Origin of the sequence: Bradyrhizobium sp. 147 (genome assembly GCF_023073935.1) — a bacterium.
Classification (GTDB): domain Bacteria; phylum Pseudomonadota; class Alphaproteobacteria; order Rhizobiales; family Xanthobacteraceae; genus Bradyrhizobium.
Map to the genome: position 1 here is coordinate 88,442 of NZ_JADPKL010000005.1, position 18,082 is coordinate 106,523.

15 protein-coding genes are annotated in these 18,082 nt (G+C 64.3%); 10 read left to right on the forward strand and 5 right to left on the reverse strand.

All coding sequences use genetic code 11. The features are described 5' to 3' along the window. The first annotated feature begins 21 nt into the window (after positions 1–21). From IVA87_RS01125 to IVA87_RS01150, 6 genes are all read left to right on the forward strand, one after another. Positions 22–1,152 (forward strand): ABC transporter substrate-binding protein, encoded by a 1,131-nt coding sequence (locus IVA87_RS01125; protein WP_247307697.1) that lies wholly within the window; start codon positions 22–24, stop codon positions 1,150–1,152. A gap of 224 nt (positions 1,153–1,376) precedes the next feature. Next, on the forward strand, positions 1,377–2,252 hold the full coding sequence (locus IVA87_RS01130; RefSeq protein ID WP_247307693.1) for a branched-chain amino acid ABC transporter permease: 876 nt from the start codon (positions 1,377–1,379) through the stop codon (positions 2,250–2,252). Continuing rightward, positions 2,249–3,247, forward strand: coding sequence for a branched-chain amino acid ABC transporter permease (locus tag IVA87_RS01135; protein WP_247307690.1), 999 nt, complete (start codon positions 2,249–2,251; stop codon positions 3,245–3,247). Before IVA87_RS01130 ends, IVA87_RS01135 begins: the two co-directional genes overlap by 4 nt. After that, entirely contained in the window at positions 3,244–3,987 is a 744-nt protein-coding gene (locus IVA87_RS01140) for an ABC transporter ATP-binding protein (RefSeq protein WP_247307687.1), read from the forward strand. The genes IVA87_RS01135 and IVA87_RS01140 overlap by 4 nt, the downstream gene beginning before the upstream one ends. A 12-nt stretch (positions 3,988–3,999) precedes the next feature. Continuing rightward, the gene (locus tag IVA87_RS01145; RefSeq protein WP_247307683.1) at positions 4,000–4,737 is read left to right on the forward strand and encodes an ABC transporter ATP-binding protein; all 738 of its coding nucleotides are present in this window, start codon (positions 4,000–4,002) and stop codon (positions 4,735–4,737) included. Further along, complete coding sequence (locus tag IVA87_RS01150) at positions 4,734–6,605, forward strand: sugar phosphate isomerase/epimerase and 4-hydroxyphenylpyruvate domain-containing protein (protein ID WP_247332404.1); 1,872 nt, start codon at positions 4,734–4,736, stop codon at positions 6,603–6,605. Before IVA87_RS01145 ends, IVA87_RS01150 begins: the two co-directional genes overlap by 4 nt. A 197-nt stretch (positions 6,606–6,802) precedes the next feature. Here the strand turns inward: IVA87_RS01150 and IVA87_RS01155 are convergent, their stop codons facing one another. Then, positions 6,803–7,975, reverse strand: a complete 1,173-nt coding sequence (locus tag IVA87_RS01155) for an ABC transporter substrate-binding protein (RefSeq protein WP_247281870.1) — start codon at positions 7,973–7,975, stop codon at positions 6,803–6,805. A gap of 313 nt (positions 7,976–8,288) precedes the next feature. Between IVA87_RS01155 and IVA87_RS01160 the strand changes: the two genes are divergently transcribed. Continuing rightward, the gene (locus IVA87_RS01160) at positions 8,289–9,551 is read left to right on the forward strand and encodes an NAD(P)/FAD-dependent oxidoreductase (protein ID WP_247307677.1); all 1,263 of its coding nucleotides are present in this window, start codon (positions 8,289–8,291) and stop codon (positions 9,549–9,551) included. Positions 9,552–9,726: 175 nt separating this feature from the next. On the opposite strand, the gene IVA87_RS01165 is transcribed toward IVA87_RS01160, so the two are convergent. Genes IVA87_RS01165 through IVA87_RS01175 form a run of 3 tightly spaced genes read right to left on the reverse strand, consistent with a single transcriptional unit; the run spans position 9,727 to position 12,552 of the window. Next, positions 9,727–10,938, reverse strand: a complete 1,212-nt coding sequence (locus IVA87_RS01165; protein ID WP_247307674.1) for an ABC transporter substrate-binding protein — start codon at positions 10,936–10,938, stop codon at positions 9,727–9,729. A gap of 58 nt (positions 10,939–10,996) precedes the next feature. Beyond that, the gene (locus tag IVA87_RS01170) at positions 10,997–11,320 is read right to left on the reverse strand and encodes a 2Fe-2S iron-sulfur cluster-binding protein (RefSeq protein WP_247332405.1); all 324 of its coding nucleotides are present in this window, start codon (positions 11,318–11,320) and stop codon (positions 10,997–10,999) included. 11 nt (positions 11,321–11,331) lie between these two features. Further along, entirely contained in the window at positions 11,332–12,552 is a 1,221-nt protein-coding gene (locus IVA87_RS01175; RefSeq protein ID WP_247307668.1) for a cytochrome P450, read from the reverse strand. 83 nt (positions 12,553–12,635) lie between these two features. On the opposite strand from IVA87_RS01175, the gene IVA87_RS01180 reads away from it, so the two are divergent. Continuing rightward, a complete protein-coding gene (locus IVA87_RS01180; protein WP_247307665.1) occupies positions 12,636–13,142 on the forward strand; it encodes a MarR family winged helix-turn-helix transcriptional regulator in 507 nt (168 codons plus the stop codon). 369 nt (positions 13,143–13,511) lie between these two features. On the opposite strand, the gene IVA87_RS01185 is transcribed toward IVA87_RS01180, so the two are convergent. Next, positions 13,512–15,362 carry a feruloyl-CoA synthase gene (locus tag IVA87_RS01185; protein ID WP_247307663.1) on the reverse strand — a complete coding sequence of 617 codons (1,851 nt, stop codon included), beginning with the start codon at positions 15,360–15,362 and terminating at the stop codon, positions 13,512–13,514. Positions 15,363–15,512: 150 nt separating this feature from the next. Here IVA87_RS01185 and IVA87_RS01190 point away from each other — a divergent pair, with 150 nt between their 5' ends. Both IVA87_RS01190 and atzF read left to right on the forward strand, forming a co-directional pair. Next, positions 15,513–16,007, forward strand: a complete 495-nt coding sequence (locus IVA87_RS01190; RefSeq protein WP_247307661.1) for a MarR family winged helix-turn-helix transcriptional regulator — start codon at positions 15,513–15,515, stop codon at positions 16,005–16,007. 180 nt (positions 16,008–16,187) lie between these two features. After that, positions 16,188–17,993, forward strand: a complete 1,806-nt coding sequence (gene atzF / locus IVA87_RS01195; RefSeq protein ID WP_247332406.1) for an allophanate hydrolase — start codon at positions 16,188–16,190, stop codon at positions 17,991–17,993. Positions 17,994–18,082: the final 89 nt, after the last annotated feature.

Sequence of the window (18,082 nt, forward strand, 5' to 3'; positions counted from 1 at the left end):
TTGAAACGGGAGGAGAGGACGATGAAATCAACGCTACTGGTGGGCGCGCTGCTCACCGCCATGTCGGCAACGAGCGCCCTTGCCCAGGCGATCAAGCTCGCCGACGTCGCCGAGCTCTCCGGCGGCGGCGCCACCGTCGGCACCAACTGGAAGAACGGCATCGACCTCGCGATCGAGGAGATCAACGCCAAGGGCGGCGTGCTCGGCCGCAAGCTGGAGGTCACCCACGCCGACTCGCAGTCGAACCCCGGCGTCGCCCGCGCCCAGGTGCAGAAGGCGCTCGACGCCGAGCCCTATGTGCTGCTCGGTCCCGGCTATTCCGGCTCGGTGAAGGTCACCGCGCCGCTCGCGGCCGAAGCCGGTATCGCGCAGATCATGGGCGGCGAAGCCGCCGAGCTGACGCAGGCGGGCAACAAGTTCCTGTTCCGCACCTCGTTCGGCCAGCAATCCTCGATGCCGAAGGTCGCCAAATACATTCACGACGAGATAAAGGCGAAGACGGTTGCGGTGGTCTGGGTTAACAACGACTTCGGCCGCGGCGGCCGCGACGTCGTCGTCAAGGAGCTCGACCGGCTCGGCTCCAAGGTGGTTGCCGATCTCTCCACCGAAGCGGGCCAGGCCGATTTCGCCGCCGACGTCGGCAAGATCAAGGCTGCCAATCCCGATGCCGTGTTCGTCTATCTCAATGAGGAAGAGAGCGCGCGCATCCTGAAAGAACTGAAGCGGCAGGGCGTCACCGCACCGCTGATGGGCGAGACCACGCTGATCGGCCAGAAGGTGATCGAGCTCGCTGGCGATGCCGCCAACGGCGCGCGCGGCCATGTCGGCCTCACCACCGATGCCCCGGTCGATCTGATCAAGGCGTTCCGCGAGAAATTTTCCAAGAAGTACAATTACGTGCCTGATCATAACGGCCTGAAGGGCTATCTCGCCGTCTACATGGTCAAAGCCACCACCGAGAAGATGGGCAAGGTCGACCCGAAGAAGTTTGCCGACACGCTGCATGGCCTGACCATCAAGGCCGCCGACGAGCCGGGTATTTTGATGGACGTCACCTTCAGCGACACCGGAGACATCGACCGTCAGAGCTTCCTGGTCGAGGTGGTCGAAGGCAAGCAGGTCGTGAAGCAGGTGCTGCCGAAAGTGAAGTGAGGTTCTTTCGTCTCTCTCCGCTTGCGGGGAGAGACCGGAATTTGCGCAGCAAATTCCGGGTGAGGGGGAGCTTCCGCGAGTCCAACTATTACCGTGCTCGCGAAGGCTCGCCCTCACCGTAGCCGATGCTTCGCATCGGCATTCTTAAGAACGGCGGCGATAGGCCGCCTACGCCTCTCCCCGCAAGCATGACGAACGGGAAGGCAGAACGGCGAGAGGGGAAAATGTCCAGTCTGTTCGATCTTCTGGTCGCGGGACTTGCCACCGGCGCGATCTATGCGCTGGTCGCGGTCGGCTTCACTCTGCTGTGGCAGACTTCGCAGACCATCAATTTCGCCCAAGGCGAGTTCGTGATGCTGCCGGCTTTCCTGATGCTGGCTGCGATGCATGCCGGCGCCCCGTTCTGGCTCGCGATCATCCTCGGCATCCTGCTCTCGATGATTTTGCTCGGTCTCGCCTTCAAGCTGCTGCTGGTTGATCCGATGATGCGCCACGGCGTGCTGCCGCTGGCGATCGCGACCATGGCGCTGGCCATCGGCATCAAGGAATCCGTCAAGCAGTTCTTCAGCGCCGAGGCCTCGCCCTTCCCGTCGATCGTGCCGACAGGCGACATCTCCATCCTCGGCCATGCGGTGTCGCTGCAAAGTATCGGCGTCCTCGTCCTCGCCATCCTCGCCGTCTTCGGCTTGACCGCACTGCTCAACCGCACCTCGCTCGGCCACCAGATGCAGGCGGCGGCGCAGAACCCGACGGTGGCGCGGATCATCGGCGTGCCGGTCGAGCGCATGATCCTGCTGACCTTCCTGATCAACGCCTTCCTGGTCGCGCTGGCCTCACTGCTGATCACGCCGATCTATCTCGCCAAGTTCTCCTCCGGCGAGGTGCTGGGCCAGGCGGCATTCATCGCCGCGATCGTCGGCGGCTTCAACCAGGTGCGCGGCGCAATCGCCGGCGGTCTCTTGATCGGCGTGCTCGACAATCTCGCGGCCGCCTATGTCTCGACGCAATATCGCGCCGCCGTTCCGATGATCTTCCTGATCGCCGTCATCCTGTTTCGGCCGCAGGGCTTGCTCGGCCGCGCCGAGGAGCGCACGGTATGATCAGCTTTGGCAAACCCCTGCAGATTGCGCTCGGCCTCATCGCCATCGCCGCGCTGATCATCGTCCCCATGAACTTCAATCGTTACGGTCTGTTCATCCTGAGCCAATGGGCGGTGATGAGCATCGCCGCGATGGGGCTCAACCTTACGCTCGGCTATGCCGGCCAGGTCTCGCTGGCGCAGGGCGCCTTCGTCGGCATCGGCGCTTATGCGGCGGCGATCATGACCACCCATGGCTGGCCGCTGCCGGCCGCGATTCTGGTCGCGATCGCCTTGAGCTTTGCGGTCGGCTGGGTGCTGGGTTATCCCGCGCTGCGCGTGCAGCACCACTACCTCGCGTTCGTCACCCTCGCCTTCTCCACTCTCGCCTTCCTGGTGTTCCGCAACGAGAGCTGGCTCACCGGCGGCATCTACGGCATCTCCAACATCCCGCGCCCGCACGTCTTCGGGCTAGCGACCAACAAGCCGCTGCCCTTCTATTATCTCTGCCTCGGCTCGCTCGCGATCGTGTCGCTTGCGGTGTGGTGGCTGATCCGCTCGCCTTGGGGCCGCGCCTTCATGGCGCTGCGCGAGAATCCGCTGCGCGCGCAATCGCTCGGCGTCGACACCCGGCGCTACACGCTGATGGCCTTTGCGATCGGCTCGGCGCTCGGCGGCGTCGCCGGCGCGCTCTATGCGCCGCTGACGCAATATATCGATCCCGTGCCGTTCAACCTGTCGCTCTCGCTCGACCTGCTGATGATGGTGATCGTCGGCGGGGCCGGCTTCTATTTCGGTCCGTTCCTGGGCGCGATGATTGCCGTGCTGCTGCCGGAATGGCTGCGCTTCACCGAAGGCTATTATCTCATGCTCTATGCGGTTGCGGTGATGCTGCTCTTGATCTGGTCGCCGACGGGCATTCTGGGAATCCTCGATCGCGCGATGGCAGCGCGACGGACCAAGGCGGCGTCCGCGCTGCGCGCCGTCGCAAAGTCACGCCTGGAGACGGTGCAATGAGCGCAGTCCTCGAGGTCACCAATATCAAGAAGAACTTTGGCGGCATCAGCGCCGTCGATGGCGTCAGCTTCGACGTGCGCGAGGGCGAGATCCTCGGCCTGATCGGACCGAATGGCTGCGGCAAGTCGACGCTGTTCAACTGCATCCTCGGCCAGCTCACGCCGTCAGGCGGCGAGGTCAGGCTGGACGGCAAGGTGGTGACGGGCCTGCGGCCCTCCGAACTCAACAAGCTGGGGGTCAGCCGCACCTTCCAGCTCCTGCAGGTTTTTCCAAAGCTCTCGGTGCGGGAGAACCTGATTCTGGCCGGACAGGAGCACCAGGGCAACATGGCCTCGCGCCTCGTCGGCCGCTCCGATGCCGGGCTGACCGACGCCGCCAACCAGATGATCGGCTTCTTCAAGCTCGACCATCTCGCGGACGAGCCGGCCGGCGGCCTCTCCTATGGCCAGCAAAAACTGCTCGATGCCGCCATGGCCTTCATGGGCGGACCGCGCCTGGTGCTGCTCGACGAGCCCGCCGGCGGCGTCAACCCGTCGATGCTGGCGGACCTCAAGGACCGCCTGGTTGCGATCAACCGCGAGAAGAACGCCACCTTCGTCGTGATCGAGCACAACATGGAATTCGTGATGTCGCTGTGCTCGCGGGTGATGGTGATGGCGGAAGGCAAGGTGCTGGCGATGGGACGGCCGGATGAGGTGCGGAAAAACCTCGCCGTGATCGAAGCCTATCTCGGACATTAGGGAGCGCGAGCCATGAGCGACCCGATCCTCTCTGTTCACAATCTCGTCGGCGGCTACGGCAAGATGACGATTTTGAACGGCACGACCTTCGCCGTGCCTCAAGCCACGATCACGACGATCATCGGCCCGAACGGCGCCGGCAAGTCCACCGTCTTCAAGGCAATCTTCGGCCTGCTCAAGCTGCGCGAGGGCAAGATCAGCTTTGCCGGCCGCGACGTCACGAACCTGAGCCAGCGCGCGCTGCTCAATGCCGGCATCTGCTACGTGCCGCAGGGCCGCAACATCTTTCCCGAGCTGTCCGTGCGCCACAACATCGAACTCGGCGGCGTCGCTGCGGACAAGGGCCTCGATCTTCCCAAGCGGATCGAGGCGGCACTCGACCTGTTTCCGGCGCTGCGGCAAAAAACGATTCAGCAGGCTTCCACGCTGTCCGGTGGCGAGCAGAAGCAGCTCGAGATCGCCCGCTCGCTGCTGCTCGAACCCAAGCTGGTGCTGATCGACGAGCCCTCGATCGGCCTGTCGCCGTTGATGGTGCAGCAGACCTTCGATATCCTCAAAAGCTTGCGCGAACGCGGCGTCACGATCCTGATGATCGAGCAAAACGCTCGTTCGGCGCTGGAGATCTCGGACATCGGCATCGTGCTCGAGCTCGGCCAGACCCGGATGATCGACGACGCCAAGCGCATTCTGAACGATCCCCGCATCGGGCAATTGTTCCTGGGCGGCGCCATGGAGGAGAGCGCCGCATGAACAAGCGTTCGATCGCAACCGTGTCTCTCTCCGGCGCCCTCGACGAAAAGCTGCGCGCCATCGCCTCAGCCGGCTTCGACGCAGTCGAGATCTTCGAGAACGATCTGTTGTCGTTCGGCGCGGGCCCGCGCGACGTGGCACAGCTCTGCAAGGACCTCAATCTCGAGATCTGCGCGTTCCAGCCGTTCCGCGATTTCGAAGGCATGCCGGAGCCGCAGCGTTCGCGCAACTTTGCCCGCGCGATGCGCAAGTTCGACTTGATGCAAGAGCTCGGCACCGATCTCTTGCTGATCTGCTCCAACGTTTCGCCCGTCTCGCTTGGCGGCATCGACCGTGCCGCGGACGATTTTCGCGAGCTCGGCGAACGTGCGGTGAAACGTGGTTTGCGCGTCGGCTACGAGGCGCTGGCCTGGGGACGGCACGTCAACGACTACCGCGACGCCTGGGAGATCGTGCGCCGCGCCGATCATCCGGCAATCGGCATCATCCTCGACAGCTTTCATGCGCTGGCGCCCGGCTTTCCGACCCGCGCGATGGCTTCGATCCCCGGCGACAAGATCTTTCTGGTGCAGCTTGCGGACGCGCCGAAGCTCGAGCTCGACATCCTCTCCTGGAGCCGGCACTTCCGCTCTTTCCCGGGCCAGGGTGACCTCCCGGTCCGCGAGTTCATGGCGGCGGTGGCGGCGACCGGCTATGCCGGGCCGCTGTCGCTGGAGATCTTCAACGACCAGTTCCGCGCCGGCTCGGCGGCCCAGACGGCGGTCGACGGCCTGCGCTCGCTGATCCTGCTGGAGGACCAGCTCGCACCGGACTGGCCAAAGCTTGTCCGCGAGCCGCTGGCGCCGAAATCCAGAACCCACGGTACCGGCTTCGTCGAGTTCGCCGTCAACGAGACCAAGGCCGGCGAGCTTGCTCGCCTGTTCGCGCAGCTCGGTTTTCGCAAGACCGGCAAGCACCGCAGCAAGGCGGTGGAGCGTTGGTCGCAAGGCAAGATCGAACTCGTCATCAATTGCGAGACCGACGGCTTTGCGCATTCGCATTACGTCACCCACGGCCCCGGCGTCTGTGCGATCGCACTCGACGTCGACAATGCGGGCCTTTCCATGCAGCGCGCCGAAGCGCTGAAGGCGCGCACCTTCTACCAGCCGGTCGGGCCGGGCGAACTCGAGATCCCAGCGATCCACGGCGTCGGCGGCAGCCTGCTCTATTTTCTGGATCAGGCCGGCAAGAACTGGGACACCGATTTCGAGCCGGTACCGAGCGAGGCGAGCCCGGACGCGCTGCTGGCGGTCGATCACATCGCGCAGTCGATGCCCTATGACGAGATGCTGTCCTGGCTATTGTTTTACACCGGCATTCTCGACCTGATGCGGCTGCCGCAGATGGAGATCGTCGACCCCAGAGGCCTGGTGCAGAGCCAAGCCATCATCAACGCAGACCAGAGCCTGTGCTTCGTGCTCAACGGCTCCTCCGCCAACCGCACGCTGCCGTCGCGCTTCATCTCCGAGTTCTTCGGCTCGGGCGTGCAGCACGTCGCATTCTCGTGCCGCAACATCTTTGCGACGGTCGCGGAGATGCGCAAGCGCGGCGCGGATTTCCTCGACATCCCTGATAATTACTACGACGACATCGAAGCCAAATACGATCTTTCGCCCGAGCTTATGGCGCAACTGCGCGCCAACCACATCCTCTACGACCGCGAGGGTGACGGCGAATTCTTCCAGGTCTACACCCACATCTTCGACGAGCGCTTCTTCTTCGAGATCGTCGAACGGCGGCGCTATCAGGGCTTTGGCGCGGCCAATGCCGGCATCAGGCTCGCAGCGCAGGCCCGCGAGGTACGGCCTGCGAGCATGCCGAGACTGTAAAACTCTCTCCACGTCATTGCGAGGAGCCCTTGCGACGAAGCAATCCAGAATCTGTCCGCGGAGGGATTCTGGATTTGCTTCGCTGCGCTCGCAATGACGTGTTGAGAGAGCGCTTCTCCCAATTTTCATGCAACTCGCGGAGACTCCCCCTCACCCCAACCTTCTCCCCGCAGGCGGGGAGAAGGAGAGTAGAGGCTTCACTTCATCTTGCACTTGTCGTGGAAACGATCCTGGTCGTTCTCGACGATGGTGGCGACGGTCTTCAGCGCGAGCTGGCCTTCGGCGTCCTTGACCACGTCCTGGAGATAGAAGCTCTGGATCGGGATGTGATTGTTGCCGTACTTGAAGGAGCCGCGCAGCGACTTGAAGTTGGCCTTTTCCATCTCGGCCTTCATCGCATCCTTCTTGCTGGTGTCGCCCTTCACCGCGACCACGGCGCTGTTGATGAGCTGGGCGGCATCATACGATTGTGCGCCGTAGTAGGTCGGCCGCAGGCCGGGATATTTCTTGCGATAATCGGCGACGAAGCGCTTGTTCTGCTCGTTGGGGAGATCATTGACCCATTCCTGCGCGCCGGGCACTCCGAGCGCATTCTCCTTCTGGAGCGGCAGCGACAGCTCGTCGATGGTGAAGACGGTGTAGAGCGGCATGGTGCTCTTGAGGCCGGCCTGGGCATATTGATTGAGGAACTGCACGCCGGCGGCACCGGGGTAGAACACGAAGATCGACTCGGCGCCGGAGGCGCGCGCCTTGGAGAGCTCGGCGGAGAAGTCGAGCTGGCTCGGCCAGACCGTGTACTCCTCGCCCTTGATCTCGCCCTTGAACGTGCTCTTCAAACCGGCGAGCATGTCCTTGCCGGCAGCGTAGTTCGGCCCGATCAGGAACACGCTCTTGACGCCCTTCTGGTTCATGTAGAGGCCCATCGCCTGCGGCGTCTGGTCGTTCTGCCAGGAGGTCGAGAACACGTAAGGCGAGCACAGCTCGCCCGCGAGCTGCGAGGGACCGGCATTGGCCGAGATCAGGAAGGTCTGCGAGTCCACCGCGGTCTTGAGCGAGGCCAGGAGCACGTTCGACCAGATGTAGCCGACGATGAAATCGACCTTGTCGGACTGCACCAGCTTCTCGGTCTTCTGCTTGCCGACATCCGGCTTCTGCCCGTCGTCCTCGTAGATCACCTCGACCGGCTTGCCGTCCATCTTGCGGCCGAGATGATCGAGCGCGAGCTCGAAAGAATTGCGCATGTCATTGCCGATCACGGCGGTCGGGCCGCTGAAGGTCGAGACGAAGCCGATCTTGATGGTGTCGCCGGCGCACGCCGGATTTGCCAGCACCAGCGCCGCTGCGCCCGCCAGCCAGAATGCCGTCCTCATAGCCACTCCCCTCCTTGATTATCGGTCCCGGAGGCGGGGTGATCGCCGCCCCTCGGGCCAGTCTCTATTGACGCAAAATCTGTCGAGCCGCCAATGGCTCAGGGCCCGCCCCTGCACCATATTTCGCCCCAATTGGAGATGGCAAGAAATATAGTTCTACTCACTTCGGCCAAGTCATGGTCAAGGCTGCGGCGCTTTTTCGCGCCACATCGATACACTTGGCCTATTCGACGATTGATGACGCCTATTGGACCGCGGCCCCAGAACCGCACTTAAATGAACAAATAGAGCAGCGCGATTCGAGGGACGCATCATGACCACGACACCGCACCGCGTCGTCATCGTCGGAGCCGGCTTTGGCGGGCTGGAGACGACCTATCGGCTCGCGGGCGCGCCGGTCGAGATCACGCTGATCGACCGCCGCAACCATCATCTGTTCCAGCCGCTGCTCTATCAGGTCGCGACCGCCTCGCTGGCGACCAGCGAGATCGCCTGGCCAATTCGCCATCTCATGCGCGATCGCCGTGAGGTGACAACGCTGTTTGCCACAGTGAGCGGCGTCGACACGGCACGTCGCTGCGTTCTGATCGACGACGGCAGCGAGGTGCCCTACGACACACTGGTGCTCGCCACCGGTGCGCGGCACGCCTATTTCGGCCACGACGAATGGGAGCAATTCGCGCCCGGCCTGAAGACGCTGGAGGACGCGACAACGCTGCGCCGGCACATCCTGGTGGCATTCGAGCGCGCCGAGCGCGAAACGGATCCGGAGAGGCGCGCGGCGCGGCTGACCTTCGTCATCGTCGGCGCCGGCCCGACCGGCGTCGAGCTTGCCGGCACCATCGCCGAGATGGCGCACCACACTCTGCCCGGCGATTTCCGCAACATCGACACGACCAAGGCGCGTGTCGTGCTGATCGAGGCCGGCCCGCGCGTGCTCGCGGGCTTTGCCGACGACCTCTCGGCTTACGCGCAGGCGTCGCTGGAAAAGATCGGGGTCGAGGTCGTGCTGGGGCAACCCGTGACCGAGATCGACCGCGATGGCGTGGTGTTCGGCGGCACGCGGCTCAACGCCAAGACCAGGATCTGGGCCGCCGGCGTGCGCGCTTCGCCCGCTGCCGAATGGCTGGGCGCACCAAGCGATCGCGCCGGGCGCGTGCAGGTCGAGGCGGACCTGACCATTCCGGGGCATCCCGAGATCTTCGCGATCGGCGATACCGTCAGCATCGATGCCTGGGAGGGCAAGCCGGTGCCCGGCATCGCGCCGGCGGCGAAGCAGCAGGGCCGCCATGTCGCCGAGACCATCAAGGCTCGGCTGCGTGGGCAGACGAAGGGTGCGTTCCGCTACAAGCACGCCGGCAGCCTCGCGCAGATCGGCAAGCGGCTCGCGGTGATCGATTTCGGCCGCATCAAGCTGCGCGGCACCATCGCGTGGTGGATCTGGGGCATCGCCCACATCTACTTTCTGATCGGCCTCCGCCACCGCCTCAGCGTCGCGCTGAGCTGGCTCTGGATCTACGCCCGCGACCAGCGGGCGGCGCGACTGATCACGCAGGGCAGTAGCAAGGTGGTGTAGTTCTCCTTCTCCCCTTGTGGGAGAAGGTGGCGCGAAGCGCCGGATGAGGGGTTCTCTCAACTCGAAAGGGAGTTCGTGAGGAGACAACCCCTCACCCGGCTCCGCTTTGCGAAGCCACCCTCTCCCACAAGGGGGCCCGCAAGGGGAGAGGGTGCAGCAGCGCGCGCAGCTCGCGCTACTTCACCAACTCACACCCGCCCTCCGCCAGCGGGCGGAACGCCTGGTCCGCCGGAATCGTCGAGACCAACTTGTAATAATCGTACGGGTATTTCGACTCCTCGGGCTTCTTCACCTCGAACAGGTACATTGGGTGCACGACCCGGCCATCCTGACGAATCGTGGTGTCGCCGAACAGCTTGTCCTTGCCCCTGAACTTCTTCATCTCGGGCACGACGCTCTTGGCATTATCGCTGCCCGTGGCGGCGACGGCGTTGAGATAGGCGAGCGTGGAGGCATAGACGCCGGCCTGATTGCCGCTCGGCATTTTTCCGTTCATGCCGGGCCGCGCGGCGAAGCGCTTGGCGAAAGCGCGGGTGTCGTCGTTCATGTCCCAGTAGAAGGCTTCCATCAGCTGGAGTCCCTGCGCGACCTTGATGCCCATGCCGTGGACGTCGTTGATGAAGAGCAGGAAGGCAACCAGCTTCTGGCCGCTCTGCTGGATGCCGAATTCGGCGGCCTGTTTCACTGCGTTGATGGTATCGCCGCCGGCATTGGCAAGGCCGATAACCTGCGCTTTCGAGCTTTGCGCCTGCAACAGGAAGGACGCGAAATCGGAGGTCCCGAGCGGATGCTTGGACGAACCCAACACCTTGCCGCCATGCGCCTCGATGTATTTCTGTGCCTCGGCCTCGATTCCCTTGCCGAGCGCGTAGTCGACCGTGAGGAAATACCACTCCTTGCCGCCACGTGACATCATCGCGGCCGCCGTGGTGTTTCCGGTCGCCCAGGTGTCGTTGACCCATTGAATGGTGTTGGGCGAGCAGGCCTTGCCGGTGAGATCGGAGCTTGCCGTCGAGGACGCCAGGAACGTCATGCGGCTATCGCGCAAGAGCGAGTTGATGGAGAGGCCGACCGCCGAGTTCGGCACGTCAACGATGGCATCAACGCCTTCGACGTCGAGCCATTTGCGCGCGATGGCGCTGCCGACATCGGCCTTGTTCTGATGGTCGGCATAGACGATCTCGACCTTGATGCCTTTGCCGCCACCGTTGAAATCCTCGGCCGCCATGCGTGCCGCCTCGACTGAGCCCATGCCGTTGGTGTCCTGGAAGATGCCGGAGATGTCGTTGAGCACGCCGACGCGCACGACATTGTCGGATATCTCGGCGCTTGCCGCACCGACCATCAGGCTCGCAGCCAGTGCGAGCGTCCACTTCAGATGCTTCATCGTTCCCTCCCCTGTTGAATGTGTTGCCACGCCGATTGTTGCCGTCGCGGTTCAGATTTTAGACCTGCCGCGCCGGCAGCCTCACGACGAGCCCGTCGAGCGCGGGCGTGAGGTGGATCTGGCAGGACAGCCGGCTGTTCGGAAGCCGCTCGCTTGCGGTGCCCTCGAGCAGCGCATCCTCCTCGTCGGCCATTGCTGGCAGGCGCGCGAGCCAGCTCTCGTCGACATAGACGTGACAGGTCGCACACATGGCATTGCCGCCGCATTCGGCCAGAATGCCGTCGACGCCGTGGCGGGTCGCGGCCTGCATGGCGCTTTCGCCATCACTGGTCTCGACACGATCAGACCTGCCGTTGGGATGGATGAAGGTGATGGCGGGCATGAAGCTCCTCGTCAGGCCGGGATAATGGTGACAGGCAGGCTGTCGAGCCCGCGCAGCGTGTTGTTGAAGCGGCGCTTCGGCTCACCCGCGATCTCGATTTTCGCGATACGGCGCGCCAGAGCCGCCAGCATCACCTCGCCTTCGAGGCGGGCGACGAGTTGACCGACGCACATATGGATGCCGGAGCCGAACCCGACATGGCCCGAGGTGCGGCGGGTGATGTCGTAGCTGTCGGGCTTGTCCCAGCGCCGCGGATCGCGGTTGGCGGCGGCGAGGAACATCAGCACCTTCTCGCCTTCGCCGATCTTCGCGCCGGACAGCTCGACCTCCCGCGTGGTGGTGCGGAAGAAGGTCTGCACCGGGCTTTCGAAGCGCACGGCCTCCTCGAAAGCGCCACGCGCGAGCGAGATATCCTCGCGCAGGCGCTGCCATTGATCCGGGAAGCGCGCGAGGCAATAGACCGCGGCGCCGATGCCGTTGACGGTGGTGTCGAGCCCGGCCGACAGCAGCGAGCGCACCAGCAGTGGCGCTTCGGTCGCGGTGATCTCGCCATCATCGACGCGGTCATGAATACAGGCGCCGAATCCGCCGGGTGCCAGATTCTCGCGCTGGCACTGCTCGGCGACATAAGCCTGGTGCGGCGCCGAACGTTCGATCGCCTCCTGGCGCAACTGGTTCGGCGGTCCGAAGGCGTTGAACACGACGCTCGCATAGGGAATCAGATGCTCGCGACCTTCCGGCTTCAACCCGAGCGCATCCGGAAAGATCGAGAGCGGATAGGCCTCGGCAAGATCCGCGATTGCATCGAAGCTGCGCTTCTCCAGCAGCGCATCGACCCGCGCCTCGGCCGCTGCGGCAAAGCGGTCGCGCACCTGCTTCATCACGGTGGGGGAAAGCACCTTTGACAGCACGGCGCGGGTGCGGGTGTGCGCGGGTGGATCGGCCTCCAGGATCAGGCTGGGCGGCCGCCACGGCGTCTCCTTCTTGAAATCACTGAGGCCGACACCGCGGCTGGAGCAGAAGGTCGCGGGATCGTTCAGCACGGCGTGGACCTCGGCATAACGCGCCACGCCGTACACGCTCCATTTGTCGAGATAGACGACCGGGCCTGCCTCCCGCAGCAGCTCATGTGTAGGATAGGGATCGGCAAAAAAACTCATCGCGAAGGGATCGACGTCGAGATGCGGCACGGCCGCGACGTCAGCTGCTACAGGGGAGCCGGATGCAGTCATGGAAGACCTCCCTCATTTTGAACTTGTGAAACGGCCGCGCTTACCCTTAGGTCATGGGACAAGCCGCGACTCAGAACCCCGATATGCCGCCGTCCTTGAATAGAGCCCGCCAAAAGCCTGCGCCCGCCGAATTCGGGCCGACGCTCGATCTCGATCGTTACGTCCCGGCCTTCATCACCTTCATCGCCAACAAGCTCTCGAACAGCGCGACCGCGTTCTATCAGCGGCAGTTCGGCGTCAACGTCACGGAATGGCGGATCATGTCGCTGCTGGCGATCGAGCCCGGAATTCCGGCCTCGCGCATCTGCCACGTCATCGGCTTCGACAAGGGCCCGGTGAGCCGGACGCTCGCGGGGCTCGAAAAGCGTGGGCTGGTGTCGATCCGCACCGACCCGAACGATGGCCGCACCCATTCGATCTCGCTCACGGCGAAGGGCCGCGCCACCCACGACAAGGTGATCATCGCGGCGCTCGAACGCGAGCGGCGCCTCCTGTCCTGCCTCAGCAAGGACGAGCGCGAGGTGCTGATCGACCTGCTCCGTCGGCTGCACGAAAATCTCGGCGCGGTCACCGGCAGCACTGAGGCCTGACAGATCGCGCGCCGGCCGTCTGCTCCTTTCGTGTCCAGGCTTGCGCCGGCACTTGCCGACGGCACCATTCTGGCCGCGCATTGTTTCCTCCAGGATCAGACGCAGCGGTTCGTCCGCCGTCATCCTTCTCTGGAACGGTTCGCATAAATTAGTTGCTTGGGCAACAAAATAATCGACAAGATAATGCGGCAGGGTGACTGGCGTATTGGGCGAGCTCTTTCACTTCCTGCCCCACTCTCCGCCATTTGCGAGCGCAGCGAAGCAAATCCAGAATCCTTCCGCGGCAACAGTCTGGATTTGCTTCGTCGCAAGGGCTCCTCGCAATGACGACGTGGAAAGCGAGTGCCTGTTCGTCTCGCTAGCTAATAGCTATAAGCCAACCCACTCGCGCGACGCATCATCGTTCAGCCGTGCCACCGCATCGGCACGACGCGTCAGCACGGCGCGCTGGTTGATGTAGCCTTTGTCGGTGATCTCGCCGCCGTCGACCAATGGCGGCTCGGCGAGCAGCAACGCGCGCGTGGCATGGCCGGAGGAGTTGCTGCTCTGCTGTTTCAGCCGCGTCAGACCCTGCGCGATCGCGGTCCTGACCTTGTCATGCGCCAGCACGTCGTTCACAGCCGCCGCGTCGCCCAGCCCGGCATGAGCGCGGCAGGCTGCGATATTCGGAAACACCAGGAACCGCACCTCGTCGCCGCCATGGCCGGTGACGACGATATCCTGCGCGAGCGGCGCCAATGCGGCAATGCCGGCGACACGCAAGGTGCCGACGCTGACCCAAGTTCCGGAATTTAGCTTGAAATCTTCCGCGACGCGCCCATCGAAGAACAGGCCGCGCTCAGGCCGCTTGGCATCGGCAAACCTTACGGCGTCGCCGATGAGATAGAATCCTTCGTCGTCGAACGCCTGCTTCGTCAGCTCCGGCGCCTTCCAATAGCCCGGCGTGACGTTGGGACCGCGCACGCGAACTTCCAGCTTGTCGCCGGCGGCGACGAGCTTGAGCTCGGTGCCGGGAATCGGCACGCCGATATTGCCCGAGCGTTCTGCGAGGAAATGGCAATCGGTCGCGAGCGGGGACGTCTCGGTTGAGCCCCAGGCCGAGACCATCGGCAACGCACGGCCGACGGTCTTGATCGAGAGATCTTCGAGCGCATCCCACAGATTCTGCGGCAGCGCCGCGCCGGCATAGAAAGCGAATTTCACCTCGCCGAAGAAGCGGCGGCGCAGCTCCTCGTCGCCGCGCAGTGCCGCGATCAGCATGTCGAAGCCGCGCGGCACGTTGAAATAGACCGTCGGCATCACGCTTCTTAGATTGGCGAGCGACATCGCAAACAGACCCGGCGCTGGCTTGCCGCCGTCGATATAGAGCGAGCCGCCATTGCGCAGCACGAGGTTGAAATTGTGGTTGGCGCCGAAGGTGTGGCTCCAGGGCAGCCAATCGAGGATCACGAGATCGCCGCGGCTCGGTTCGAGAAACGTCCAGGCCTGCGCCTTGGCCTGTTGGCTCGAGGTCAGCATGCGCTGGGTGTTGATGACCGCCTTGGGCGTACCGGTCGAGCCCGAGGTGAACAGGAATTTCGCGATGGTATCCGGCGTCACCGCGGCGAAGGCTTTGGCGACGTCGGGCGTCTCTGGCGTCTCCGCAATGGTGCGGAACGACAGCGCATCGGCGTCGTCGGCATGACCGCTGATGATCTGCGCCGTGTGCAACGGCCTGATCGCGGCCAGGGCCGCCGCAAATGGCTTGGTTGCGGAGACATAGATCGCACCCGGCGCGAGCAGCGCGATCATGCTCCTGAGCTTGTCGAAATCTTTCGACATCAGCGAATAGGCGGGTGAAACCGCCGCTGAGGGCACGCCGACATGCTGCGCCGCGAGCGCGAGCAGCGCGTGATCGATGCTGTTGTCGGAGAGGATAGCGAGCGGTCGCTCGGCGCTGAGGCCCTGCGCCAGGATCCAGGACGCGGCCGCCCGCACCTGCCGCAGCGCCTGCGCATAGGTGACGGTAGTCCAGGGCGCATCGGCACTGCCGTGCTCGGCGAGGAAGATCGTATCGGGTGTTTGCCGCGCCCATTGCTCCAGCCAGTCGCCGGTGCAGCGCGCGCTCGCGCCAAGTGGCTCGGGCGAGCGCAGCACGATGCTGCCGTCGGCGCGATGCTCTGCGACCGTCCTTGGCGTTGCGAACAGGCTTGCAGCGTCACCGCGTGGGGCGGTCATCATGGGGTTTCCTCCTCCGCCCCGATTCGGGATCGGCGGCCGCCTCGTTCCGGGCTGCTTGGCCGCAATGTTGGGCGGGACAATTGTTGTCGTCAACAACAATCTTTCGCACCGCCCGTCGAGGCGCTAAGGTCGCGCCGAGGGAGACACGATGTGACAAGCAGCGCAGCCCAGACGTCCCCACGCAAACGCGCCGGCAACGGCGCAGTGCAGCGGAGTGACTCCGACGAGGTCGGCCTCGATGCGCTGGTCGGGCACGCCGGCTACGCGGTGCGGCGCTTCCAAATATGGATCTTTCAGGACTTCATCAGGACGCTCGGTGAGGTCGACATCAGGCCGACGCAATATTCGGTGCTGACGGTGATCGGTGCCAATCCCGGCCTGTCGCAGATGGCCGTAGCCAAGCGCCTCGGCATCGAGCGCGCGCGGCTGGTGCATCTGCTCGACAGCCTCGAAAGGCGCAGATATGTGAAGCGGGTCAAGTCGAAGACGGACCGGCGCTCGCACGCGTTGCACCTCACCGCACAGGGCGCGACGGAACTGGCCAAGTTCAAACGACTTGCCGCGGAGCACGAGCGGCATGTCGAGGCGAAGATCGGCAGGGAGAACCGGCAGCACCTGCTTCGGATTCTCGCCGACTTCACCTGACCCCCGCTGCTCATAATTTAAGCAGATGCCCCTAACCGAGCGCGTGCGCTCGACGCCCAGCTCGCGGCAAGGCCCTGATCTCACGATATTATCCGGGTACTTGCCCAACCTCTATACTGTACACAATGGCACATCGCTTGCTTCGAGCCGGGGTGAACCAGTTGCCGGAGTTTTGTCGTCATGGGGGCTGAGCAGCCTGAAACGATCGCCGCGATTGTGGCCGCGCATCGCGCGGGCACGCTGACGCCGGCGCAGACGGTCGCACGGACCTACCAGCGCATTCGCAACCACAACGATCCCGCGGTCTTCATCAGCCTGCGCGACGAGGAGGACGCGATCGCGGAGGCCGAGAGACTTGCCACGAAGGATGCCGCGAGCCTGCCGCTCTACGGCGTGCCGGTTGCGGTGAAGGACAATATCGACGCGCTGGGATTTCCGACCACCGCGGCCTGTCCCGCCTTCGCCTATACGCCAACGCGCGACTCCACCGCCGTGGAGCGCCTGCGCGCTGCGGGCGCCATTATCATCGGCAAGACCAATCTCGATCAGTTCGCGACCGGCCTCGTCGGCGTGCGCTCGCCCTACGGCATTCCCAAAAATTCGATCCATGAGGATCTCGTTCCCGGCGGCTCGAGCTCGGGCTCGGCAGTGGCCGTCGGCGCCGGGCTCGTGCCGCTCTCCCTCGGCACCGACACCGCCGGCAGCGGCCGCGTGCCGGCGATGCTCAACAACATCGTCGGGCTGAAGCCGAGCCTCGGCATGATCTCGACCGCGGGCCTCGTGCCCGCCTGCCGCACGTTGGACTGCATCTCGGTGTTCGCACTGACAGTCGACGACGCTGCGCTGGCGCTCTCCGTGATGGCCGGCCCGGATCAGGCCGACCCGTTCTCGCGCGACCGGCCGCTTCAGCAGCTCACGTCGTTCCCGGCGAATTTGCGCCTCGGCGTGCCACGCAACGGGCAGCTGATCTTCTTCGGCGACAAGGCGGCGGAAGCCGCTTACGGCGATGTGCTGAAGCGCTGGACCGCGCTTGGCGCGGATCTCGTCGAGTTCGACCTTGAGCCATTCTATGAGACGGCGCGGCTGCTCTACCAGGGGCCGTGGGTCGCCGAGCGCTACCTCGTGATCAAGGATCTGCTCGCGTCCGCACCCGATGCGATCCACCCCGTGACGCGCGAGATCACGGCGGCCGGCGCGCGGTTGACGGCGGAGGAGACCTTCTCCGCGCTCTACCGCCTGCAGGGCTTGCGCAAGATCGCCGAGCGCACATTTGCGAACATCGACGCGCTGGTGCTGCCGACCGCGCCGACCGCCTATACGAGCGCGGAGGTGCTGGCCAATCCGGTCGAGCTCAACAGCCGGCTCGGTACTTACACCAACTTTGTCAATCTGCTCGACCTCTGCGGCCTTGCCGTGCCGGCGTCGATGCGCGCCGACGGCATTCCGTTCGGCATTACGCTGCTCGCCCCCGCAGGATGCGACGCGTTGCTCGCCAGCATCGGCCGTGTGTTCCATGCGGATACGAAGCTCCGTCTCGGCGCAAAGAGCGTGGCGCAAGCACCGCTCGCGCCGCTGCCCGCAAGCAGCGGTGAGGAGATTCCGATCGCAGTCGTCGGCGCCCATCTCTCCGGCATGGCGCTGAATGGCGAGCTCAAGGCGCTGAACGGACGCCTGATCGAAGCGACCAAGACCGCGCCGGACTACCAGCTCTATGCACTCAAGACCACGCCGCCCAAGCCGGGCATGCTGCGCGTCGAAGCCGGCAAGGGCGCCGCAATCGAGCTGGAGATCTGGTCCCTGTCGTCCTCTGCCTTCGGCAAGTTCGTCAATGCGATTCCTTCGCCGATGGCGATCGGCACGATCAGGCTTACCGACGGCCGCAGCGTGAAAGGGTTTCTCGTCGAGCCGGAGGCGTTGCCAGACGCACGCGACATCACGGCGTATGGCGGCTGGCGGAAGTATATGGCGGAAGCCGCGACGACATAGGTGCGGTAGGGTGGGCAAAGGTGCGAAGCACCGTGCCCACCATCCATCCGCAAGGATGTTAGGATGGTGGGCACGCTTCGCTTTGCCCA